The following is a 24,716-nucleotide window of genomic DNA, read 5'->3' as shown; positions in this document are numbered from 1 at the left end:
TCACGTGCAGGGGGCGAGTCCCTTGGGGGACGGCGAGATGAGCGCGGAGGATGGCCCGTGAGCCACGAACTGATCGATGGCAGGTTCCGCATCGGACAGGTCATCGGCAAGGGCAACATGGGAGAGGTTCACCGGGCCGAGGACCTCCAGGCGCCGGAGGGCAGCCCCGAGCGCAAGGTCGCGGTGAAGACGATCCTGCGGCGCCGTACGGGCGCGCTGATCGACACCGGGGCGGACGCCAAGGCGGTCGAGCGCTTCGCCCGTGAGGTCCGCATCATGCGTCGCCTCGAGCACCCGAACCTGACACGGCTCGTCGCCGGCGGCGTCACCGAGGACGGTGGACTGCCCTATCTGGCGATGGAGTTCCTGGACGGCGAGACGCTGCGCGACCTCATCGAGGAGGAACGCCAGCTGCCCGTCTCCTGGGTGGCGGCGATCGGCGCGCAGATGGCCTACGGTCTTGCCACGGCGCACGCCGCCGATGTGGTGCACCGCGATCTGAAGCCCGCGAACGTCATGCTGACCCGGGGCGGGACCGTCAAGGTCCTCGACTTCGGCATGGGCCGCATCGTCGACGACCCGGACGAGGCACGGCTCACCAGCACAGGGGTCAGCGTCGGAACCGCCCGCTACATGGCTCCCGAACAATTCCAGGCACGGCAGGTCACCCAGGCAGCCGACCTGTACGCATTGGGCTGTGTGCTGTACGAGATGCTCGTCGGCGTACCTCCCTTCACCAGCGAATCGCCGTACGAACTCGCCCGCAAGCACCTCGAGGCCGAGCCGACGCCCCTCGCCGTCATCCGCAGCGAGATACCCGCCGAGCTGATCCGCCTCGTCGGGCGGCTGCTGGCGAAGGACCCGGCGGACCGTCCAGCCGACGCGGCCGAAGTCCGCGACGCGCTGCTCCCGTTGGCCGTGCAGGACGGGGACGCGGCTCGACTCCCCCACTGGAGCGCCCTCGACCCGACTCGGCTCCTGCGCGCGTACGGCACCCGCGCCACCGCACCCACCCCCTCCCCCACCTCGAGGCCGGCCCCGGTCACCGCTTCCGGCACGGCGATGGACGTGTTCGGCGTGCACCGTGCGCTCATAAAGGACTACCGCTCCTTCACCGAGGGCGGCACGGTGATCCGCGACGACCGCATCGCCGCCTTCGTGGAGAAGGACCTCGACGACAAGTCCCAGTGGCCTGACCCGTGGCTGTCGCTCAACCCGTTCTTCCAGAGCGGCGGCACAGTCGCGGAACTGGTCGGGGAGAGGGTCCTGCACCCGGAGTGCGCCCGCATCTTCCAGGCGGGCAAGACGGAGGGCGGAACGGTCCCGGACGGCCGGCCGCTCACCCTGCACCGGCATCAGCGCGAGGCCATCGAGGCCGCCGACCGCGGTGCCTCGTACGTGCTGACGACCGGAACCGGTTCCGGCAAGTCGCTCTCCTACATCGTCCCGATCGTCAACCGGGTGCTGCACGAGCGGGACGCCGAAGGTACCAGGGCTGAGAAGCGGGTGCGCGCCATCATCGTCTACCCGATGAACGCGCTCGCCAACAGCCAGCTCAAGGAACTGGAGAAGTACCTCCGCGACGGCTACGGCCCAGGCCGTGAACCGGTCACCTTCGCCCGCTACACGGGCCAGGAGGACGACGAGAAGCGCAAGGAGATCCGCGACAACCCGCCGGACATCCTGCTCACCAACTACGTGATGCTGGAACTGATGCTGACCCGGCCCGCCGACCGGGCCAGCCTCATCAGGATGGCGAAGGGCCTGGAATTCCTGGTCTTCGACGAACTGCACACCTATCGCGGCCGGCAGGGCGCCGACGTGGCCCTGCTGATCCGCCGGGTCCGTGAGGCCTGTCAGGCCCCGCACGTGCAGTGCATCGGCACCTCGGCCACCATGTCCACCGAGGGCACCGTCGAGGACCAGAAGAAGGTCGTCGCCGGTGTGGCGAGCACGCTGTTCGGTGCGACGGTCAGCCCGGAGCACGTCATCGGCGAGACGCTGGTACGCGCGACGGAGGAGGCGCCCGACGCCGTTCCCGCCGAGCGCCTGACCTCGCCGGCCTCGCCCCGAGCGTACGACGATCTCGTGCGCGATCCGCTGGCCCGCTGGATCGAGACGCGCTTCGGCCTGGCCACGGACGGTGCGACGGGCCGACTGGTGCGCCGACAGCCCACGAAGATCGAGGTCGCGGCGCGTGAGCTGGCAGAGCAGTCGGGCGTCCCCAAGGACGCCTGTGTGAAGGCCATCGAGGCGACCCTGGAGGCCGGCTCGCAGGCCAGGCATCCGGTCACCGACCGCCCCCTGTTCGCGTTCCGGCTGCACCAGTTCCTCTCCAAGGGCGACACCGTGTACGTCACCCTGGAGGACAAGCTCTCCCGGCACCTCACCCGCTCCTATCAGCTGGAACAGCCGGGCAGCGGCGGCAAGTTGCTGATGCCGCTCGCGTTCTGCCGGGAGTGCGGCCAGGAGTATCTGACGGTCTGGCGCACCGAGAAGGACGGCGAGGTCCGCTACGAGGCCCGCCGGGACACCTCCGCCACGGGCGGGCGCCAGGGCGACGGCTACCTCTACATCGACCACGAGCGGGCCTGGCCGTCCAGCGTCCAGTACGCCGTCGACGACCGCCGGCTGCCGGAGTCCTGGCTGGAGCTGGACGACAAGGGTCAGGAGATCGTCAAGAAGGCGTTCCGCGACCGGGTGCCGCGTGCCGTGACGGTCGACCCGCTCGGCTACGAGGGCCGCGGCGAGTTGCACGCCGCATTCATCCCGTCGCCGTTCCTGTTCTGCCTGCACTGCGGTGTGGCGTACGAGCAGACGCGCGGCCGGGACTTCGCCAAACTGGCGACCCTGGACCAGGAGGGCCGCTCCTCCGCCACCTCGCTCATCTCCGCGTCAGTGGTGCGGTCCCTGAAGTCCGTGCCGGAGGAGGCGCTGGACAAGGAGGCCCGCAAGCTCCTCACGTTCGTGGACAACCGCCAGGACGCCTCCCTCCAGGCCGGCCACTTCAACGACTTCGTGCAGATCACCCAGCTGCGAGGGGCCCTGTACCGGGCCGCTCTGGACGCGGGCGAGGACGGCCTCCACCATGAGGAACTGGCCTCCGCGGTGACGAACGCGCTCGCGATCGAGCCCGCCGACTACACGGGTGACGGCGACCTGCCGCCGTCGCTCGCCAAGGCCGCGGCCAAGACGCTGCGCGACGTGATCGCCTTCCGGCTCTACCTCGACCTGGAACGCGGCTGGCGTATCACCATGCCGAACCTGGAGCAGACGGGTCTGCTGGAGATCGACTACGAGGACCTGCAGTGGGTCGCGAACAAGCAGGACCGCTGGGCCTACACCCACGCGGCGCTGCGGGACGCCGACCCGGCGCTGCGGTCGGAGATCCTGAAGGCGCTGCTCAACGAGATGCGCCGCTCCCTGGCCATCGACGTGTCGTACTTCCGTGACGACTTCGACTCGTTGCAGCGGGCTAGCGAGGAGCGGCTGGTGGACCCGTGGGTGCTGTCGGCCTCCGACCGGCCGCGCGTCGGCACGGCCTATCCCCATCCGTCCCGCCCCGGTCTGGACCGGTCGGCTCTGTTCCTGTCCGCCCGCGGCAAGTTCGGCAAGTACCTGAAGCGCGCCGACACGTCGTTCAAGGCTCTCCCCCTCGAAGACCTGCAGCTCGTCATCGAGGAGCTGTTGAAGGTCCTGGCCAAGGCGGGCCTGGTGAAGGAGGTGTCGGAGGCCCCGCAGCGAGCGGGCCGCTACCGCAGGGCCAGTACACCGTCCGCGACGGGCTACCGGGTGGCCGCCCAGTCGCTGATCTGGCGTGCGGGCAAGGGCGAGACGGGCACGCACGACCCGTTGACGCGCACCTATCAGAGCGGCGACGGTCCACGGGTGAACACCTTCTTCCGCGACCTGTACAAGGAGGCGGCGAGCGCGCTGTCCGGCCTGTTCGCGCGCGAGCACACCGCGCAGGTGGCTCCGGAGGAGCGGGAGCGGCGCGAGGAGGCTTTCCGCAAGGCGGAGTTGAAGCTGCTGTACTGCTCCCCGACGATGGAGCTGGGCGTCGACATCTCCTCCCTCAACGCGGTGATGATGCGCAACGTGCCGCCCACGCCCGCGAACTACGCACAGCGCTCCGGCCGTGCGGGCCGCAGCGGCCAGCCCGCGCTGGTGACGACGTACTGCGCGACGGGCAACAGCCACGACCAGTACTACTTCCGCCGTTCGGAGCGGATGGTGGCGGGCGCGGTGGCACCGCCGCGTCTGGACCTCGCCAACGAGGACCTGGTCCTCTCCCACCTCCAGGGCATATGGATCGCGGAGGCGGGCCTGAAGCTGGGCCGCGCGATACCCGAGGTCCTCGACGTGTCCTACCCGGACACCGGCGACCGCCCGAACCCCGCGCTGGAGCTTCAGCCCGACATCCTCGCGGCCTCCCTGGATGAGGGCGCCCAGCGCCGCACGGTGGACGCCGCCCTGCGCGTGCTCGGCCCGCTGCTGCCCGACTTCGCCGAGACCACGTGGTGGCACGACGACTGGATCCAGGACCGGGTGCGGACGGTTCCGGAGCGGTTCGACCGGGCCTTCGACCGGTGGCGGCAGCTGTTCCGCGCCGCACTCGACGACCAGTACATCCAGAACAAGCGGCGCCTGGACTACAGCCTCACCGAGGGCGACCGCAACCGGGCCAACGCCCGCCGCCGCGAGGCGGAGACGCAGCTGAACCTGCTGATGAACGAGAGCGTCGACAGCAAGTCGGTCCTGTCCGACTTCAACCCGTACCGCTATCTCGCCTCCGAGGGTTTCCTGCCCGGCTACAGCTTCCCGCGTCTGCCGCTGGCCGCGTACATTCCCACGGTCGGCCGCCGTCGCGGCGAGGGCGACTACCTCCAGCGGCCCCGCTTCCTCGCCATCCGCGAGTTCGGGCCCGGCGCGCTCATCTACCACGAGGGCGCCCGCTACCAGGTGACCCGCATCCAGCTGCCGCCGGACTCCTCCGGCGACCTGGCGACCAGCGAGGCGCGCCGCTGCGCGCACTGCGGCTACCACCACGATCCGGAGGAGCGCCAGGACCGCTGCGAGATGTGCGGGGAGCCGCTGGGCGCGGCGACCTACGGCCTGCTGCAGCTGCACACCGTGTACACCACGCGGCGGGAGCGGATCTCCTCCGACGAGGAGGAGCGGCGCCGCGCCGGCTTCCGGCTGGAGACGTCGTACCGCTTCCAGGACCACGGCACCCGCAAGGGACGTCTCGACGCGTCGGTCTCCGACGCCTCGGGCGCGGCGCTCGCCGACATCGCGTACGGCGACTCGGCGACCGTACGGATCACCAACATGGGGCCGGTGCGGGCCAAGAGCGACGAGCCGCCGGGCTACTGGCTGGATCTGGCGGACGGCCGCTGGATGACGAACAAGGATGCGGCCGAGGCGTCCGGCGAGTTCAGCGAGTTGGACAAGGTCGACGCGGACGGCAACGAGCGGCGCCGCAAGAAGCGGGTCATCCCGTACGTGGAGGACCGCCGCAATATCCTCGTCGTCACCCTCGACGAGCCGCTGGACGAGCCGGTGGCGCTGTCCCTCATGTACGCGCTGGAGCGGGGCATCGAGGCCGCGTTCGAGCTGGAGGACGCCGAGCTGACCGGCGAACTGCTGCCGCCGGAGGACGGACCGCGGGGCCGCATCCTGTTCACGGAGGCCGCCGAGGGCGGCGCGGGCGTGCTGCGCCGACTCCAGGCAGAGAAGGACGCCCTGGCGAAGGCGGCCCAGTACGCCCTGTCGATCTGCCACTTCGACGAGGACGGCACCGACCTGGGCGGCCCGCACCCCGACCGGCCGTGCGCGCTCGGCTGCTACGAGTGCCTGCTGACGTACGGCAACCAGCTCAACCACGCCCTCATCAACCGCCACGCGGCACGGGACCTGCTGATGCGGCTCGCCTCGGCGACGGCGCGGCGCGATCCGCGCGGCGAGTCCCGTTCGGAGCAGTACCGGCGGCTGCTCGACGAGGACCCTGCCGAGCCCACGGCCGTCGAGGCGTCGGCCGCCGAACTGGCCGCGCAGGGTGACTTCCTGGGCTGGGCGAAGGCCCGCGGTCTGCGCCTGCCGGACGAGAAGGACGTGTTCCTGAGGGAGGCGAACGCCGGCCCGGACTTCGTGTACCGCCTGCCGGGGGTGAAGGTCGCGGTCTTCGTCGACACCCCGGACAAGGAGCGGAACACGCTGCGGGACGAGGACGCCGAGGACCGCCTGTTCGACGCGAGCTGGGAGGTCGTCCGCTTCCCGCACGACGGCGACTGGGACGCCGTCGCGACGGCCCACGCCCGCTACTTCGGCACGCCATCCACCAACTGATCCCCGTATCGCAAGGACTTGGCTACGTACATGGCACTCACGTACTCCGTCGGCTCTCTGGTGACGGCCCGCGGCCGCGAATGGGTGGTCCTCCCCGAGAGCGAGCCCGATTTGCTGGTGCTGCGCCCGCTGGGTGGCTCGGACGACGACATCGCCGCCGTGTTCCCGGCATTCGAAGAGGTGAAGGGCGCACAGTTCACGCCTCCGGAGCCCGTCGACCTCGGCGATCAGCGCGCGGCGGGCCTGCTGCGTACGGCACTGCGGGTCGGCTTCCGCTCCGGCGCGGGCCCTTTCCGCTCGCTGGCCGGCATCGCGGTGGAGCCGCGGGCGTACCAGCTCGTACCGCTGCTGATGGCCCTCCGTCAGAAGACGGTCCGCATGCTGATCTCCGACGACGTCGGCATCGGCAAGACGATCGAGGCGGGCCTGATCGCGAGCGAACTCCTCGCGCAGGGCGAGGCGACGGGCCTGGCGGTGCTGTGTTCCCCGGCGCTGGCCGAGCAGTGGCAGCAGGAGCTGCGTACCAAGTTCGCCATCGACGCGGAGCTGGTCCTCGCCTCCACGGTGTCCCGCCTCGAACGGGGCCTGGACCTGGGCCAGTCCTTGTTCGACAAGTACCCGAACGTCGTCGTCTCCACAGACTTCATCAAGTCCACGCGCCACCGTGACGACTTCGTGCGCCACTGCCCCGACCTGGTCATCGTGGACGAGGCACACACCTGTGTGGCCGCCGACGACACGTCGGCGAGCGCCCAGAACCAGCTCCGCTACGAACTGCTGCGCCGGGTCGCGGAGGACGCCACCCGTCACCTGATCCTGGTGACGGCGACGCCGCACAGCGGCAAGGAGTCGGCGTTCCGGAATCTGCTGGGCCTGGTCAAGCCCGAACTGGCGTCCGTGGACCTGGAGACGGAGACGGGCAGGAGGCTCCTGGCCCAGCACTTCGTGGCGCGCAAGCGGGCGGACGTACGCCAGTACCTCACCAAGGAGGACGGCCTCGGCGACGACTCGCTCGCCGAGCGCACCGCGTTCCCTTCCGACCGCTACTTCAAGGACGAGACGTACAAGCTGTCGCCGGAGTACCGGGCGCTCCTGGATGACGCGATCGCGTACGCGAGTGAGCGCGTGGAGGCGGCCGACAGCCGGGGCCGCCGGGAAGCGCGGATCGCCTGGTGGTCGGCGATCGCCCTGCTGCGCTCGCTGGTGTCGTCGCCCCGGGCCGCCGCCCAGACGTTGCGTACGCGCTCCGCGGCGGCGGTGGCGGCGTCGGCGGAGGAGGCCGACCGGCTCGGCGCCCCGCTGACCAGTGACGCGGCGGACAGCGACGCGCTGGAAGGCATGGACGTGGCGCCGGGCGCGGAGACGGAGGAGAACGCCGGATCGCGCCTGGCCGAACTCGCCCGGCGTGCTGAGCAGTTGGAGGGGCCGGACGGGGATCTCAAACTCAAGGCGCTCATCAAGCATCTCAAGGCGTTGCTGGCCGACGGCCACAACCCGATCGTGTTCTGCCGCTACATCCCGACCGCCGAGTACCTGGCGGAGGAGTTGGGCAACACGGACGCCGACGGCAACAAGAAGCGCGGCCCGCTCGGCGCGAAGGCCGTGGTCAAGGCGGTGACGGGCACGCTGTCCCCGCAGCAGCGCGTGGAGCGCATCGAGCAGCTGGCGGCGGAGGCGGGCGAGGACGCCGCCGCGCGCCGTGTCCTGATCGCCACGGACTGCCTGTCCGAGGGTGTGAACCTCCAGCACTACTTCGACGCCGTCGTCCACTACGACCTGGCCTGGAACCCGACGCGCCACGACCAGCGCGAGGGTCGCGTCGACCGCTACGGCCAGAAGCGGGACCAGGTCCGCGTCATCACCCTGTACGGCGAGGACAACGGCATCGACGGCAAGGTCCTCGAAGTCCTCATCAAGAAGCACCGGCAGATCAAGAAGGACCTCGGCATCTCCGTCTCCGTTCCGGACGAGATGTCCACGGGCGTGACCGACGCGATCGTCGAATGGCTACTGCTGCGCGGCAGGCAGGGCGAGCAGGAGGCTCTGTTCGGTTCGGACGCCTTCCAGCAGAGCTTCGCGGACCTGGAGAAGGACTGGAACTCGGCCGCGGAGCGCGAGAAGGCGTCGCGGTCGCGATTCGCGCAGCGGTCGATCCACCCGGAGGAGGTGGCCCGCGAGGTCGCGTCGATCAGGGAGGCGCTGGGCGGCGCGGGTGAGATCCACACCTTCGTACGGGAGTCGCTGGCGGCCCTGAACGCGGTGATCCGGGACAGCGGCGAGGACTTCACGGCCGAGGTCGGCGGCACGCCGGCGGGACTCCGGGATGCCCTGGCCGCGGTGGTGGGTGCGGACACGATCGAGAAGGACCGCCCGATCCCGTTCCACACCGATCCGGCGATCGGACGCGGCGAGGCGGCTCTGGTGCGCACGGACCCCGTGGTCGGCGCCCTTGCCGCGCACGTCCTGAACGCCGCCCTGGACACCCAGGCGGATGGTGCACGCCCGGCGCGCCGCTGCGGCGTCATCACGACGGACGCGGTGGCGACGCGCACGACGCTGCTGCTGGTCCGCTACCGGTTCCATTTGACCCTGCCGTCACGGAGCGGCGAGAGGCAGCTCGTCGCGGAGGACGCGCGGCTGCTGGCCTTCCAGGGCTCCCCGAAGAACGCGGTGTGGCTGCCGCAGGAGGAGGCGGTGGCGCTGCTGGAGGCGACGGCGTCGGAGAACACGGACGCGCACTTCGGCGAGCGCACGATGACCCGGATCCTGGGGCAACTTGGCGAGGTCTCCGCTCACTTGGAGGCGTACGGCGAGGAGCTGGCCACCGAGCTGGACGCGTCCCACCGCCGGGTGCGCGCGGCGTCCGGTGAGATCGTCCGCGGCCTGTCCGTGACCGCACAGAAGCCCGCCGACGTCCTCGGCGCGTACGTCTACCTGCCCGCCACCCCCGCTGATTCCGCTACTGGTTCCCCCGCTCTCGCTGGAGTGTCCGCCTGATGTCCGCCACCACCCGCAACCAGGTGTTCTCCGCCGTCCACACGGTCGGCGCGCTGCTCCCGGCCGACATGCTGGTCCGGATCTCCGAGGGCAAGGACGTGCCGGGCTCGAAGCCCGCCGACTACGGCCTGCCGTCGTCCCGTTCGGTCCGCGACGAGGCCGAGCGCAGCTGGGAGTACCTCAAGCCGCTCTGGCGCGAACTGCGCAAGCGCCTGCCGGAGGACCCGGACACGGGTCTCCCGGCCGCCGACCCGACGGGCGTCGCAGGCACCGACTGGCTGGCGCCGCTGTGGCGGGAGCTGGGCTTCGGCCGACTGACGGCGCTCGGAACGACGGGCGTGGCGGCCGACTCGGACGCGGAGAAGACGTTCCAGGTCTCGCACCGGTGGCGGCACGTGCTGATCCACCAGACGGCGTGGAACGCCAACCTGGACAAGCGCCCGGGCGGCGCTGGCACGGTGCCGTCGCAGTCGATGCTCCAGGAGTGCCTGAACCGGACGGAGGCCCACCTGTGGGGCGTCCTGACGAACGGGCGGCAGGTGCGGCTTCTGCGGGACTCCAGCGCCCTGGCGACGGCGTCGTACGTCGAGTTCGACCTCGAGGCGATCTTCGACGGCGAGCTGTTCAGCGAGTTCGTGCTGCTGTACCGGCTGCTGCACGTGTCCCGCTTCGAGGTCGCGGAGGACGCGGCGCCGTCGGCGTGCTGGCTGGAGAAGTGGCGGACAGAGGCGATCGCGTCGGGTACGCGGGCGCTGGACCAGCTCCGCAAGGGCGTGCAGACGGCGATCACGACGCTGGGCACGGGCTTCCTGAAGCACCCGGACAACCGGGAACTGCGGGAGGAGCTGGACGTCAAGACGTTCCACTATGCGCTGCTGCGCCTGGTGTACCGGTTGCTGTTCCTGTTCGTGGCGGAGGACCGGGAGGTGCTGCTGTCGCCGTCGGCGGATGAGAAGGCCAAGGAGCGGTACGGCGCGTACTTCTCGTCGGCTCGGCTTCGTCGGCACGCTCAGCGGCGCCGGGGTACGGCGCACGGGGACCTTTATCGGGCACTGCGCTTCGTGCTGTCGGGGCTCGGCAATGATGACGGCCTCCCGGAGCTGGGGCTGCCAGGCCTGGGTGGCATCTTCGACGACACGGAGGCGGACAAGGTCCTGCACGGGCTGTCGCTGTCGAACGAGCCGCTGCTGGAGGCGGTGCGGGCGCTGTCGATCGTGCGGGACACCGACTCGCGGCGGAACCGGGTGGTGGACTACCGCCACCTGGACGCCGAGGAGTTGGGCTCGATCTACGAGTCCTTGCTGGAGCTGGTCCCGAAGCACAACGCGACTGAGCGCACCTTCGAGTTGGTGGAGCTGGCGGGTAATGCGCGGAAGACCACGGGGTCGTACTACACGCCGTCTTCGCTGATCGAGTGCCTGCTCGACTCGGCGCTGGACCCGGTGATCGACGACGCGGTCAAGCGCGGCGAGATCCGGGCGACGCGCTCGGGCCAGCCGGACGCCGGCCCGGCGATCGTCGAGGAGCTGCTGAACCTGACGGTGTGCGACCCCGCGTGCGGGTCCGGCCACTTCCTGGTGGCTGCGGCGCGTCGTATCGCGAAGAGGGTTGCGGCCGTACGGGAGCAGAACCCTGAGCCGACGATCGACGCGGTGCGGCATGCGTTGCACGAGGTCGTGGCGCGGTGCATCTACGGTGTGGACCTCAACCCGATGGCGGTCGAGCTGGCCAAGGTGTCGCTGTGGCTGGAGGCCCTGGAGCCGGGTAAGCCGTTGGGCTTCCTGGACGCGCATATCAAACACGGCAACGCGCTCATCGGGGCCACCCCGGCCCTGCTGGCCAAGGGCATCCCGGACGAGGCCTTCAAGCCGATCGAGGGCGACGACAAGAAGATCGCGGCGGCGCTGAAGAAGCGGAACGCCGCCGAGCGGGGCGGGCAGCTCAGCTTCCACACCGAGGAACGGATTTGGGTGTCGAACGCGGCCTTCGCGGAGAGCCTGCGCCAGATCACGGGAGCTCGCGCCGACACCCTACGTGATGTGCGCCTCCAGTCCAGCCGCTTCCGCGCGCTGGAGCAGTCGGCGGACTACCTGAGGGCGGTACACATCGCCGACGCGTGGTGCGCGGCGTTCGTCTGGCCGAAGTGGCAGGGGGCGCCAACGCCGGTGACGGAGGGGGTGTTCCGGGACCTTCAGAGCCCGGGCGCCGGGATACCTGTGAGCACCAACGAGGAGATCATCCGGCTGGCCGGACAGTACAAGTTCTTCCACTGGCACCTGGAGTTCCCGGATGTGTTCTCTGTATCGGAATCAGGGACAGGCGTAAGTGAGGCCACGGGGTGGGCCGGAGGGTTTTCTTGCCTGTTGGGAAACCCCCCCTGGGACCAAGTCCAGGTTGATGCTAGAGAATTCTTCGCGGCGACGCGGTCAGACATTGCAGAGGCTCCTACGACAGCCGCCCGAAACCGCGCGCTCAAGAAATTGCAAACGGAGGATCCTGCGCTATTTTCCGCATTCTCTGACGAACAGCGCCAGAATGATGGATTCAAACATTTCGTTCACGCTTCAAGTCGATTCCCGCTGACCGCCTTCGGCCGACTTAACACGTATTCCCTTTTCGCTGAGCTCGCCCGTCAAACATCGGGAGACGGCGGCAGAATTGGCCAGATCGTCCCGTCGGGAATCGCTACAGACTCATTCAATCGACATTATTTCGCCGATCTAATCAATCGAAAGTCGCTCGTTTCTCTATACGATTTCCGCAACGCGGGATTCTTTGGCGACGTCGCTGGAGCTCAAGGCAACCGGTTTTGCCTACTGGTCGCTAGCTCATCTCCAAACAATCAACCACTTGATCTGGCCTTTCGCCTACAGGCAATCCAGGACTTGGACGACGTCAGCCGACACGTCGTTGTTACCCCCGAAGAGATTCTCCTCGTTAACCCGAATACAGGAACGTGCCCGATTTTCAAAAGTGCACATGACGCTAGAATCACCCTCGACATCTACCATAGACTTCCCATCCTAGTCCAGGAAGGGAACTCCGCCGGGAATCCCTGGGGTATCGACTTCTTGCTGATGTTTATGACCAACACCGACTCTCACTTGTTCAAAGAAAAAGAGGATCTACGCGTAGAGGGCTGGCAGAGGGCAGGGAACACGTTCAGTCTCAACGGCAGGCGAATGGTTCCGCTCTACGAAGCCAAAATGCTACATCAATATACTCATCGATTCGGCGACTACGCCCTCGCCCAGCTTTCCCCGGGTAAAGGCGTGCGCGCGCTCCCTACACCCACTCCCGAGCGTTTGAACGACCCGAATTACTTGACCGAGCCGCGTTACTGGATTCCCGAGGCATCGGTCGACGCGAAGCTGAATGAAAAAGGTTGGCACAGTGAATGGATAATCGGATTCCGAAAGATCACTAGTTCCCTAGACGAGCGGAGCGTCATCGCCTTCATAGCCCCCCGTGGTGGAGTGGCTGATTCGGCAAACGTGATACTCCCAAGAGAGGTTGGACAAGCACCCGTACTCTATGCTCAACTGTCGTCTTTCATCTTCGATTACGTGGCGCGCCAAAAGCTGGGAGGCGTGAACTTGAATTTCTTCATTTTCGCCCAGCTACCCACATTGCTACCCGCACACGCCAAGCACCACGCCGCGTTTGTCAACCCCCGGGTTCTCGAGCTCCTCTATACGGCCTGCGACATGACGGGCTTTGCCGCAGAGCTGGGAGATTCGGAATCACCCTTCCGATGGGAAGAATCCCGCCGCCAGGTGGTCCGTGCCGAATTGGACGCGTTCTTCTTCCACCTATACGGAGTTTCGCGTGATGACGTGGACTACGTCATGGAGACTTTCGAAATCGTCAAGCGTAAGGACGAGGCCCAGTACGGCACCTACCGCACCAAGGAGCTGATCCTCGCCGAGTACGACCGCATGGCCGACGCAGGAGTGAGCCTCACCAACCCGTTGGTGGACGGCGAGAACTACACCTCCACCCTCACCCCGCCCCCGGGCCACGGCCCCCGGCACCCCGCCTGACCGCCCGGCGCTCGCCGCGCGCCCCCGACCACCCTCAACTGCGAGAATCCACTTCAGGAGCGGGCAATGGACAACGAGATTCAGCTGATCAGTGACGGTGATGGACTGGCGGTTATCGGAAATGCGACGGATGTCGAACGCTTCCTCGTCTCGGAGGGACTGTCGTCGAAGGACCTGGGACTGCACCGGCTCAAATCCGTCTTCAGTACCGGAGCTGAAATTGCGCAGGCAGGCTCGGAGATTGCCGCCAACTCCGGTCGCTGGGTGAAGCTGACCCAGGAGTCCGCAGAGCGTGTGAAGAAGTTCGGGCTGATGGAAAGCAAGACGCCGGGCGTCCGCCATGCGATGGTGGGGAAGCCTGGCTCAATCAAGTCATGGCTCCAGATCGAGAAGGGAGCCGGCTCGTTCCTGACCAACCCGGCGCTTCTGTCTGGTGCCGCGGGGATCATGGCACAGCTCGCGATGCAGCAGACCATGGACGAGATCACCGACTATCTCGCCACGATCGACGAGAAGGTCGACGACGTGCTCCGCGCCCAGAAGGACGCTGTGTTGGCGGACGTGATCGGAGTGGACCTCGTCATCGAGGAGGCCATGACCATCCGAGAGCAGGTGGGCCGGGTCTCCGAGGTCACGTGGTCGAAGGTGCAGGCCACGTCGGCGACGATCGCGCGAACTCAGGCCTACGCGTTGCGTCAACTCGACGCACTCGCGGAGAAGATGGAGAGCAAGACCAAGATCGGTGACCTCGCCACGACGGCCAAGGAAGCAGAATCCAAGGCTCAGGAGTGGCTCGCTGTTCTGGCTCGTTGCTTCCAACTGCAGGACGGGATCGCCGTGCTCGAACTCGACCGAGTGCTGGACACGACTCCGGAGGAGTTGGACCGGCATCGCCAGGGACTTCGGGCTGCCCGACAGAACCGGCTGGATCTCATCTCGCGGAGCACTGAGCGTCTGGTGGCCCGGATGAATGCGGCCGCCGGAACGGCCAACGCGAAGGTTCTGCTGAACCCGACCAAGTCCCCGGCTGTAGTCCAGTCGAGCAACCATGTCACAACCAGCGTCCATGACTTCCACGGACGGCTTGGGATTGAGTCTGGTCGCCCGTCATCGGAGGCGAGACGATGGGTGGACGCGGCCGCAGAGGCGAGAGACAAGGCGCTCGGGACAGGAGCAAAAGGCGTCGAAGCCGCCATGAGCCTCGGCAACGAGACCTTCGACCGGGCCAGCTCGGTAACGGGCAGACTCTCCAGCGGGATCGCCGAGCGAGCGCGCCGTCTGCTCAGGGACGAGGAGAAACGCGACGCGGAAGGCTGAGAGAGCGCCGCCCGTCAGCCACGTGCGCAGCCCGTCTACACCCTCAACTGCGAAGAGCCGGGTTACGCGTCACGGTGGCATGCGCCTGTGAGCGTGCCACCGTGCGCGTCGCCTTCAGGCCTCCGCCACAAAGTCCAGGAAGCGCAACCAGCCGTCCCGGCCCGTGGCAAGGGGGGTGCGCATCGCATCCTTGGAGTCCCGTACGTGCACGGCCTCTTCGCTGACGGCAACTTCCACGCAGTCATCACCCTGTGCACTGCTGTAGCTGGACTTGAACCAGTCGAGTTCGGACGTGTTCATAGCGCTCCTCTGATCCGCACCAGCAGGCCCGTGGAGTCCTTCGGGGAAAGTGCCTGCGAGCGCAGTCTCGCATAGCGCATGTGGATCCTGCTCACCTCTTTCGGGTCAGTGATCAAGCGGCCGTTCTCCTGACCTTCGGAGTAGGCGTGCCAGCGTCCGTCCGGTGTCTCCAGAAGCCGTACAGGCCCGGAAAGGCACGAGTGCTGTTCGCTGTCCACAGGCATGATCTGCACCGTCACGTGGCGAAGTGAGCTCAGCTCAAGGATGAGGTCGAGCTGCTCGGCGGTGACCTGGGAGCCACCCAAGCGGCGCATGAAGACGGCCTCCTCGATGACGAAGTCGAACGTCGTGTTGCACTTCTCCCTGAGCAGTTGCTGACGCTCCATGCGTGCCCGCACGGTGGTTTCCAGAGACTCGTCCGACAGAGGCGGAATCTCGTTATCGCAGAGGGCCCGCGCATACCCCTCCGACTGCAACAACCCCGGCACCAACCGACACTCATACGTACACAGACTCACCGCCACCCGCTCCAGCCGAGCCCACCGCCGGAACCAAGTCGCCAGCCCGGCCTCACCCCTGGTCAGAAACCGAGCCGCCCTCCGCAGCGCCCCGGTGTTCCCCAGCACCTCCTCCGCCCGCTCTACGAACGACTCGTCCGGCATCCGCCGCCCCAGCTCCACCGACTCCACGGTGTGCTTGGAGAACCGGACCATCTCCCCGAACTCGGCCCTGCTGTACCCGGCGTGCTCCCGCAGGGCCTGGACGACGGCCCCGAAGGTGCGCAAACTGTCGGAAGGGTCGGGCTCCCGTTCCAGCTCGCAGGTCGCCACCTCACCGATCTCCCCCACGCCCTCCGTCATACGGCCACCTCCAGATCCTCGCGCCCACTGAGCCGTTGCCCCACGATCGACGGCACCCAGAGTGACGGCAGGATCCGCGTACCGTCCACAGAATGTGCCCGTACGCTGACGCACCGTACGGGTCGCGCTCCTGGCTCACACCCCCGCGCGCCCGTCACCGTTGTCCCATGAACGCGACCCCGCCCCACCTGGCCACGGCCGTCAGGACGTTCGCCCAGCAGCTGTCATCCACCCGCCGCGGAGCCCGACTCGCCCGCCTGCTCACCCACGAGCAGCTGCGCTCCTGGGAGGTGTCCCCCACTGTCACGGAACGTGCCGAGCAGATCGTCGCCGAGCTGGCCGCGAACGCCGTCCTGCACGGCCGCGTCCAAGGCCGCGACTTCCGCCTCGCGCTCACCCTTGGCCACCCGGCCTCCGGCGTCCTCCGCATCGCCGTCACCGACGCCCGAGGCGACCAACTGCCCGCCACCTCGACGGACTTCGAGACACCACCGGACGCCGAAACGGGCCGTGGGCTCCTGCTCGTCACCGCCCTGGCCGACCGATGGGGCACGGAGCCGTATCCGCCCGGTGGCAAGACCGTGTGGGCCGAACTCGACGTCGGCCCAGGCGAGCCGAGGCCGATCGGTTAAGAGTTGAGAGTCACCAGCTCACCGGCCGGGAGAGCGGACCCGTTCTCCCCGCCCTACAGCCCCTCGTTCCCCGGATCGGGTTCATCGTCCGGAACTGTCTGCCCGGCACCCAGTGCGTCGGCGGCCGGCTCCTGGTCTGTGCGGGTGTGCACGTCCAGCAGGGTCACAAGGCGCTCTCGCATGCGCTCCCGGCGTACGTCGTAGAACTCCAGGAACCCCGTCACGTCCTCCGGCAGGCCGATGGCGTCGAACTCCCGCAGCCAGCTTTCCCGCTCGGCGTCCGACAGGAAGTGCTTCCGAAGCCAGTCGGCCGGCAGGGAGGCCTGCTTGGACGTGTTCTCGCCCCCTCTGAGGAGTTGCAGGTTGGCTGCCCTGTCCGCACGGTCCTCGATCAGCGGGAGCGCGTCCTCTGGTACACCGGCCTTGCGCAGCTTGGCCCGTGAGCGCAGGAGACTGCGCGGGAAGATGTGGTCCTCGTGGAAGTGGTCACGGGTGTCGACGCCGGGATACAGCATCGCCAGCATCGGGAACAGCCGCTTCGATCCGTACTTGAGGTCCAGGAGGTCGTCGATCTCGGCCGGCTCGAAGCGGAGGGACTTGCCCTGTCGTGCCATCTCGCGTTCGATGACCTCGGTCGGCCAGCCCTGACCGCCTTCCCTCTCCAGAGTCGTGCGCAGGCCGGTGAGCAGCCGGTCGAGACCGCTGCCCCACACGCCGGACTTCATGAGCGAGCGCTGGAGCCAGCGGCGGATCGCCGCGCGGTCGTCCCGGAAGGCTTCCGACGTGCGGTAGTTGTCACCCAGGTTGCGGCGATGGAGGTAGTAAGCCAGCGGGATCAGCACGCTGTTGGCCGTGAGCGTGACGCCGGAGAACCCGAAGTCGGCCAGCAGTGCCACACCGAGGCGGAGGGCACCTTCGATGTCGGACCAGTGCTTCTCCAGGTTGGTCATGGTCTCGCGGTCGAAGTTGTCGACCTTGAAGCGGATGTCCCCCTTGCCGAGCAGCACCAGACCCGTCTTGAGGATGAGGTCCTTGCTGAAGGCGAAGCCCTGGCCGACTGCGTTCAGCTCGTCGACGAGCCGGTGGATGGTCTCCCTGGCGTCACGCTCGCCCCACTGCGCGGTGGCCACCGACAGCAGCAGGTCGGAGTAGGACAGAACCGCTCCGCCCGAGTTGACCCGGATGAAGATGTTGAGGACCTTGTCCAGCTCCTGCGCTTCCTCCAGGAAGAAGTTCACGGTCGGGACGACGTGGACGACTTCCTGCAGGCGGCTCAGCACATCGCCGGCGGTGTCGTTGTCCACGATCCCGCGGTGCTGAAGCGTGCGGACGGCATCCCGGACGGTGCGTACTTCGCGCACATCCTGAACGCGGTACCAGTGAGCGTCACCGCTTCCGGTCCCGGCCGCGGCCTCCTCCGGCGTCAGGAACCGGAAGTCGTACTCGACTCCCAGGTCGTCGTCCTGTCCGCGGTGCAGGAGATCCACGTACAGGAACTTCTTCGGGTAGGCGAGCGGGTTGTTCGCCCACAGGCGCGGGAGCTTCGCGGTGAACGACCCGTACAGGCCGATGTTCAGGGCCGTCAACCGCTGCTGGCCGTCCAGGATCGCCGTAACCGGGCGGCTGCCGAGGGGGCCTGTCGGCGCGCAGTGGGCGTTGTCGCGCTCGTGGTAGTCGCGCATGAAGTCGTAGAAGGTGAAGCGGCCGGCGTTGCCCTCCTGGACCTGCCACATGAGGAAGGAGCCGATCGGGTAGCCGCGCATCAGGCTGTCGAACAGCCGAGTGATCTTGTCGCGCGACCAGACGAACTCCCGCTGGATCGCCGGCAACACGTACTCGCGGCGATGGATCCTCTCCAGCGCGCTCGCGATCGTGATGGGCGTCTGGAATGACATGCGTCCCCCCACCGGACTCAGACTTCGTCCACACCGTATCGCCCCCGGTCGGGGCCCCGCAGCGAACGGCGACGATCAGAACGAAGCAGGCTCCCATCGGTACTCGTCGCGGACTTCGCCGTACGGCCGCAACAGCGGCTCGAGCTCCGTCCGCACGATGTCGGCATCACCTGGCGGGAGCGCCAGCGACGCCCGCCGCATCCGGACACTCCACGTGACCGGGTCGGGGAAGACCGACAGCCGCGGAACCAGGTCGCGCAGAACGAGTCCCTGGCGGAACCCGGCCAGGCCGGACACCTCCAGGCGGCACCCTTCCGTGAACGTGCGCTCCCCGAAGACGGCCGGTTCGTCCAGTATCCGCACGGGACTGGCAACGAAGGCCCGCCCGATGACGCGTCCCAGGTCTCGCGTCGGGTTCCGGAAGCAGCCCCGCGTGGTGTAGATGAAGACCTCGTCGCCCTCCTCCAGCGCGCGGCCCGCCTTGGACCGCCCGGCCGGGAACGCCATCCGCTGCTCGGTCACCACCCAGCTCAGGGCGGCACGGTCTCCGATGATCAACAGGTGCGTGGACGGCATGCCGATCACCATAGCCGGGGCCGGTCCCCTCGACGCACCGGCGGCATGTTCCTCCCCGGCGTAGGCGGATCGTGGGCCGTCGCATACGAAACTTTTGCGCTTTCGAGAGGATCGCTCACACCGCCTGCCACCTGCGCGGAGTCCGCTTAGTCCGCACGCGCGGCCTGTCGGTCACACCAAGTTCACCGCGCTGCCCTTCCTCGGCGTTCTACGCGCGTGGTGTCATGCACGCGCCCACCCCGCTTTGAGCGTCAACTCGACCAGGAGTCACGCATGCTGTGGAAGGTTCTCCGCCGCGCAGGGGTCGCCCTGGCGGCCTGCGCCACCGTACTTGCCACCGCCCTGCCCGCGAACGCCGCCAGCTACTCGGCGTTCGCCTTCTCGCAGAGCGGCAGCCAGCCCACCATCTACGACTTCATCAACTCGGCCACCACCTCCCTCGACATGACCATGTACGAGCTGGAGGACACCACGGCGGTCAACGACCTCATAGCCCTGGAGAACAAGGGCGTCACCGTGCGGGTCATCCTGGACCGCCAGCACCAGAGCGCGAACAGCTCGGCGTACAACGCGCTGAAGAGCGCGGGCGTGGGAGTGGTGTGGTCGCCGTCCACCTTCGTCTACACCCACCAGAAGACCATCACGGTGGACGACGTCAAGTCGCTGATCCTGACAGGCAATCTCACCTCCCAGTACTACACGACCAGCCGTGACTACGGCGTGTTCGACGACGACAGCCGCGACGTCGCCTCGATCGAGAAGGTCTTCAACGCCGACTACAGCGGCACCTCGATCACCCCGACCGACGGCGACCATCTGCTCTGGTCCCCCACCGACTCCCGCAACCGCCTGCTGTCCGTCATCAACGGCGCCACCGCGAAGCTCGACGTCGAAGAGCTGGAACTCAGCGACAGCACGGTGGTCAACGCCATCGTGGCGCGGGCGAAAGCAGGCGTGGCCGTGCGGGTGGTCCTGGAGAGCCCGTCCAGTTACTCCAGCGAGGTGTCCGCGATCAAGGCCGCAGGCGGCACCGTCGTCGGCTATTCCGACCCCAACGGCTTCTACATCCACGCCAAGGCGATGGTCGCCGACTATGGCCTGACCACCCAGAAGGTAGAGGCGGGTTCCATGAACATCAGCAGCAACTCGCTGGACAACAACCGAGAGCTGGGCCTCATCCTCACGGGTACTGGGGTGGCCGAGCCGGTGGCCACCACCATCGAGACCACCTTCAACAGCGACTACTCGGGCGGCACTCCCGCATGACCCGGCGCCGATGATCCCGCCCCGATGCCCGACACCGCTGCTCCGCGGGCATCGGGAGTCGACACGGCCCCGCAGCGTCGATCGCGCCGCCGGTGCGCGGCAGACGTTGCCCGCCTCAACCGCCTCGCAGACCCGCCCGCGCCAGCCGGACATGCCCCTGCCTCGCGACCCCTATGCGACGGTCAGCAGCTCGCTTCCAAGGTCTCGATCTCGCAGCGCGCCGCACCGCTCCTGCGGATCCTCGCGTCACAAGTGAGCAGGGGCACCCCCAGGGCTTCGGCCAGGGCGACGTACTGCGCGTCGTAGGCGGACAGATTGCTCGAAAGGCTCTTGACGCGCTCCCACAGGATCAGCGTTTCGTGCCGGTCGATCGTCAGGTCGCGGTAGGTGGCCAGGGCCTTGCGGAGCTGGGTTTCATTCAGCTTCGACTCGCCGCCGCGCCGAGCGCGCGCCAGGCCGAGCAGGGCGGACATGACCTCGTAGTCGATGAGGTGGGGCGCGGCGAGCCGGTCCTCCTTCGCGATCCGCTCACGGACCCGACGTCCGGTCGGGCCCGCGTCGGTCAGAAAGAAGACCAGTGCGGAGCAGTCGGCGACGATCAACGGCGTGACCTGGCGTCGTCGATCGCTCCCAGTACGTCCGAAGGGCTCAGGTCCGCAGCGGCCTCGGCTTCGGCGCGGGCGGCGGCCTCGGCCAGCGTCGGCCTGGCTGCTTCACCGACCAGCAGATCCAGCGCGTAGGCCTGAAGAGACTTGCCCATCTGCGCCGCGCGGGCCTTCAGTATGGCGAGCGTGTCATCCGGAACATCGCGGATCGTCAAAGCCGTCATGCAGGCATTTTAGCTGCGATGCCTGCATTTTGCAGCTCTCTCGCGGAGCCTCATTCGCACGGTATTCCGGCCGCGCGCCCCTCTGTCGCCATACCACCAGCGTGATACGTGCAGTACCGCGCCTTCCGCACCCGGTCCGTATTCCCGACCGCCAGATCAAGCGGCGCTCCCGGGCAGGGGCGGGCGCGGACTCCGGGGTCCGCCTGCGCTGAAGCCGACTGTCAGAGGGATCCTCTACTGTTTCCGGTGGATCTTGTGTCGTCGAGGGGGGAGCGGTAACGATGACTGACGAGTACCCCGAATTCCGGTTGCGCCTTCCGAATGGCGGACCCGAGGCCCGGGGGAGGCTACTGACGGAGAAAGGGACGAACGGAAGCCAGAAGTTCGTCGTCCTCGCCGGTTCTCCCGGTCGGCCGGAGGTGGTGCCTTCATTCCCGATCCGCATGCCGTCGTCGCATCGGCTGAGGCAGCGTCTGATCGATGAAGGTGTCCTCGCAGAGTCCGCCACCTGGCCGGGGTGGCTGGAGACCACCCGGGACGTCGAATGCAACTCGCCGTCGGCCGCCGCCGAGATCCTGGTCGGGCGCAGCGCCAACGGATGGACGGAGTGGAAGTCCACCGAGGGCCACCCGCTCGCCGATTACCTCGACCAGGTGTGGTGGGGGCCCAACAGGGCCTGGCTAGTGCGCGGTTCGAACGTCTCCGGACTCGACCTGGTCCGGCGCCTGTGGCTTCCGGAGGGGCTGGTGTCCCTCTCGGCCCGGCACCTGCGGCTGGGGATCGAGCAGGGCACCAGCAAGGAGCGGTTGCGCGCTGCCGTCGAGGAGGACTACGCCTCCACGGCGACGTACAACCAGAAGGTCCAGTTGGTCGAGGATGCGCACGCCTTCCTTTCGCGGATGAGGCCCGGCGACACCATGTGCACCATCTCCGGAGGAGAGCTCTACGTCGGCAAGATCACGGGAGCCGCTGAACAGGTCGACTCCGAAGGCGGGCGGTCCAATCTGCGCCGACCGGTCGACTGGGCGGACAGCGGCTACGAATACGAGGAACTGCCGGAGGAACTGCAGCAGAAGCTCTCCGCACAGCACGACGTGGTCGACCTCACCGCGGTGAAAGATCTCATTGACGGCCTTGGGTTGAGTGACGAGGACCTGATCGAGGAGGCGGAAGCCGCCGATCGGGATCCGAGCGTCGAGCTCGCCGCGCTCACCGCCCGCCGCGAACTCGAACTGCCCGAGCCGACGGACGAGCTGGCCGCCGAACTCCTCGTGCACGACGTGGAATGGCTGCGCGAGGTTCGGGATCTGCTCTGGGACGAGCGGCAGCTCGTGCTGTACGGGCCGCCCGGCACCGGAAAGACGTACCTCGCGCTGAAGCTCGCGGAGTTCCTGGGTGGGGGCCCCGAGCAGGTCAAGCTCGTTCAGTTCCATCCCTCGTACTCCTACGAGGACTTCTTTGAAGGCTTCCGGCCGCAGGAGGACCCGGAGACCCGTGAGGTCGCCTTCCGGCTCACTGCCGGGCCGCTGCGCGAACTCGCCGACCTCGCCTCCCGCGAGGGCAACCGGCACATCCCGCACTTCCTGATCATCGACGAGATCAACCGCGCCAACCTGGCGAAGGTCTTCGGCGAGCTGTACTTCCTGCTGGAGTACCGGAACAAGTCGGTGCGGCTGACCTACTCCGGTGACGACTTCGCGCTGCCGCCGAACCTGTTCGTGATCGGCACCATGAACACCGCGGACCGGTCCATCGCGCTCGTAGACGCGGCGATGCGCCGCCGTTTCGCGTTCGTCGAGCTGTCGCCCCGTACCGAGCCGACGAGCGGATTGCTGCGCCGCTGGCTGGTGAGGGAGGGCAAGGACACCGAGCCCGCTGATCTGCTCGACGCGCTCAACTCCCGTATCGGCGACCCGGACTTCCGCATAGGCCCCTCATACCTGATGAAGAAGGGGGTCTATCGGGAGGGCGGCCTCGAGCGGACCTGGCGCACGAAGATCCTGCCGCTTCTGGAGGAGCACCACTACGGGGAAGGTGTGGACATCGAGAAGCGGTACGGCCTGGCCGCGCTGCGGGAGTCCCTGGCGTGACTGCCGTCGTCCCGGTCGGGACGCCCGCGTCGTCCGTCGAGCTCGTCGAGCACGCGCCGGCGGTCAGTCTGGCCCTGCCGGACGGCATCGGCCGGGCCCTCGCTGCAGGGGACATCGTGGACGCGGTACCCGACCCCTACACGCCGGGCCGCTGGTCGTTGCGTGCCGGCAGCAAGGTCGGCGCGGTGGCCGTCGCGGTGCCGGGCGGCGGGGAGGCGTTCACCGTGCGCGTCAAGTCGAAGGTGCCCATCGCCCGGCTCTTCTTCCTGCTCGGCTACAGCCTCGACCCCGAAGGCGCATGGCGGGACGGCGACGTGGAGGTGGCCGAGCACCGCGACCTGCTGCCCGCCCTCGCGCACGCCGTGGAGCGGCAGGTGGACCGGGCTCTGCGACAGGGCCTGTTGCAGGGGTACCGGGCGACGGAGGAGACCGCCCTCGTCGTACGCGGCCGGATCCGGGAGGCCGAGCAGATACGGCGCCGGTTCGGTGCGACGCTGCCGATCGAGGTGGCGTACGACGAGTTCAGCACCGACGTCGCGGAGAACCGCATCCTGCGCACGGCCGTCGAACGCCTGCTGCGCCTGCCCGGCGTACCGCGCGACGTGCGCCGGAGACTGCTGCACCAGCGTGCCCGGCTCGCCGACGTCCCGGCGATCGTGCGCGGACAGCCGGTTCCCGAGTGGCGGCCGACGCGCCTCAACGCCCGCTACCACCATGCGCTGCATCTCGCCCGAGCCGTGCTCGACGGCACCTCGGTCGAGCACGCGCCGGGCGGGCTGCGGATCGACGGGTTTCTGCTGGACATGAACAAGCTCTTCGAGGACTTCGTGACGGTCGCTCTGCGGGAGTCTTTTCGCGGCTCGGGGTTCTCCGCCCGGTTCCAGGACACGCACCACCTCGACGACGCCGCCGCGATCCGGATGAAGCCGGACTTCGTGCTGTACGGGCCGGACGGCGCCCCGTGCGCCGTGGCGGACGCGAAGTACAAGGCGGAGAAGTGGGGCGGCTTCCCGGACGCCGACCTGTACCAGATGTTGGCGTACTGCACCGCCCTGGGTCTGCACGAAGGACACCTGGTGTACGCCAAGGGCAACGCCTCGCACGCGGCCCACCGAGTGCGTCACGCGGGCATCGTGATCCACCAGCACGCCCTCGACCTCGACCAGGAGCCGGCGGGACTGCTCACGGATATCTCGGCGGTCGCCCAGCGCATGACCGGCCTGTGCCGCGACTGACCTGCGCGGACCACCCCGTGCGTATGATCGACTGCGCAGGGTCCGTTCAGGGTGGGGAGTGCACGTCGTGCCGCAGCTCGCGTTCGCCAACAGCTTCTGGGAGAGCTACGACGTCCTCGAGAGGCCCGTCAGGGCCGGCGTGCGCAAGGCGATGCAGAAGTTCCAGCAGCTGACCGTTCCGGAACTGCAGGCGGACAAGGGGCTGCACCTGGAGTCGGTCGAGAACGCTCGGGATCCGCGTATGCGGACCATCCGCATCAACGACTTCTGGCGCGGGGTCGTCCTCGCCCCTGACGACGGCAGTGACGTGTTTCTGCTCGTCAACGTC

General features: G+C 68.0%; 14 protein-coding genes and 1 pseudogene. 9 read left to right on the top strand and 6 right to left on the bottom strand.

The genetic code is table 11. From position 1 onward, the window contains the following. Positions 1–57 precede the first annotated feature (57 nt). The 4 genes from C3488_RS09400 to C3488_RS09385 all read left to right on the top strand — a co-directional run bounded on the left by C3488_RS09400 (position 58) and on the right by C3488_RS09385 (position 14,705). Complete coding sequence (locus tag C3488_RS09400) at positions 58–6,348, top strand: protein kinase (RefSeq protein ID WP_103838884.1); 6,291 nt, start codon at positions 58–60, stop codon at positions 6,346–6,348. A gap of 30 nt (positions 6,349–6,378) precedes the next feature. After that, positions 6,379–9,345, top strand: coding sequence for a DEAD/DEAH box helicase (locus C3488_RS09395; RefSeq protein ID WP_103838883.1), 2,967 nt, complete (start codon positions 6,379–6,381; stop codon positions 9,343–9,345). Next, the gene (locus C3488_RS09390; protein WP_103838882.1) at positions 9,345–13,388 is read left to right on the top strand and encodes an Eco57I restriction-modification methylase domain-containing protein; all 4,044 of its coding nucleotides are present in this window, start codon (positions 9,345–9,347) and stop codon (positions 13,386–13,388) included. The genes C3488_RS09395 and C3488_RS09390 overlap by 1 nt, the downstream gene beginning before the upstream one ends. Positions 13,389–13,454: 66 nt before the next feature. Beyond that, positions 13,455–14,705 carry a hypothetical protein gene (locus tag C3488_RS09385; protein ID WP_103838881.1) on the top strand — a complete coding sequence of 417 codons (1,251 nt, stop codon included), beginning with the start codon at positions 13,455–13,457 and terminating at the stop codon, positions 14,703–14,705. Between the two features lie 114 nt (positions 14,706–14,819). Here the strand turns inward: C3488_RS09385 and C3488_RS09380 are convergent, their stop codons facing one another. Both C3488_RS09380 and C3488_RS09375 read right to left on the bottom strand, forming a co-directional pair. Continuing rightward, positions 14,820–15,005 (bottom strand): DUF397 domain-containing protein, encoded by a 186-nt coding sequence (locus tag C3488_RS09380; protein WP_103838880.1) that lies wholly within the window; start codon positions 15,003–15,005, stop codon positions 14,820–14,822. Next, a complete protein-coding gene (locus C3488_RS09375; protein WP_103838879.1) occupies positions 15,002–15,865 on the bottom strand; it encodes a helix-turn-helix transcriptional regulator in 864 nt (287 codons plus the stop codon). The genes C3488_RS09380 and C3488_RS09375 overlap by 4 nt, the downstream gene beginning before the upstream one ends. Positions 15,866–16,032: 167 nt before the next feature. On the opposite strand from C3488_RS09375, the gene C3488_RS09370 reads away from it, so the two are divergent. Continuing rightward, positions 16,033–16,497, top strand: a complete 465-nt coding sequence (locus C3488_RS09370; protein WP_103838878.1) for an ATP-binding protein — start codon at positions 16,033–16,035, stop codon at positions 16,495–16,497. 53 nt (positions 16,498–16,550) lie between these two features. On the opposite strand, the gene C3488_RS09365 is transcribed toward C3488_RS09370, so the two are convergent. Together C3488_RS09365 and C3488_RS09360 are read right to left on the bottom strand one after the other, a co-directional pair. Next, positions 16,551–18,392, bottom strand: a complete 1,842-nt coding sequence (locus C3488_RS09365) for a DUF262 domain-containing protein (protein WP_103838877.1) — start codon at positions 18,390–18,392, stop codon at positions 16,551–16,553. A 75-nt stretch (positions 18,393–18,467) separates the two neighbouring features. Then, positions 18,468–18,968: a hypothetical protein gene (locus C3488_RS09360; RefSeq protein WP_103838950.1), complete on the bottom strand. Its 501-nt coding sequence runs from the start codon at positions 18,966–18,968 to the stop codon at positions 18,468–18,470. A gap of 273 nt (positions 18,969–19,241) precedes the next feature. On the opposite strand from C3488_RS09360, the gene C3488_RS09355 reads away from it, so the two are divergent. Further along, complete coding sequence (locus C3488_RS09355) at positions 19,242–20,234, top strand: phospholipase D-like domain-containing protein (RefSeq protein ID WP_103838876.1); 993 nt, start codon at positions 19,242–19,244, stop codon at positions 20,232–20,234. Positions 20,235–20,416: 182 nt separating this feature from the next. On the opposite strand, the gene C3488_RS09350 is transcribed toward C3488_RS09355, so the two are convergent. Then, positions 20,417–20,836: a type II toxin-antitoxin system VapC family toxin gene (locus tag C3488_RS09350; protein ID WP_103838875.1), complete on the bottom strand. Its 420-nt coding sequence runs from the start codon at positions 20,834–20,836 to the stop codon at positions 20,417–20,419. Continuing rightward, positions 20,833–21,063 carry an antitoxin gene (locus tag C3488_RS09345; RefSeq protein ID WP_103838874.1) on the bottom strand — a complete coding sequence of 77 codons (231 nt, stop codon included), beginning with the start codon at positions 21,061–21,063 and terminating at the stop codon, positions 20,833–20,835. The genes C3488_RS09350 and C3488_RS09345 overlap by 4 nt, the downstream gene beginning before the upstream one ends. Before the next feature lie 281 nt (positions 21,064–21,344). Between C3488_RS09345 and C3488_RS09340 the strand changes: the two genes are divergently transcribed. The 3 genes and pseudogenes from C3488_RS09340 to C3488_RS09330 all read left to right on the top strand — a co-directional run. Next, a complete protein-coding gene (locus C3488_RS09340) occupies positions 21,345–23,153 on the top strand; it encodes a DUF4357 domain-containing protein (protein WP_103838873.1) in 1,809 nt (602 codons plus the stop codon). Continuing rightward, positions 23,150–24,388 carry an McrC family protein gene (locus tag C3488_RS09335; RefSeq protein WP_103838872.1) on the top strand — a complete coding sequence of 413 codons (1,239 nt, stop codon included), beginning with the start codon at positions 23,150–23,152 and terminating at the stop codon, positions 24,386–24,388. The genes C3488_RS09340 and C3488_RS09335 overlap by 4 nt, the downstream gene beginning before the upstream one ends. Positions 24,389–24,455: 67 nt before the next feature. Further along, a pseudogene (locus C3488_RS09330) lies at positions 24,456–24,716 on the top strand (DNA helicase UvrD); the annotation flags it as partial.

Origin of the sequence: Streptomyces sp. Ru72, assembly GCF_002920635.1 — a bacterium.
Lineage (GTDB): Bacteria > Actinomycetota > Actinomycetes > Streptomycetales > Streptomycetaceae > Streptomyces.
Note: the sequence above shows the minus strand (reverse complement) of the source record. Positions and strands in the feature narration are given on the sequence as shown.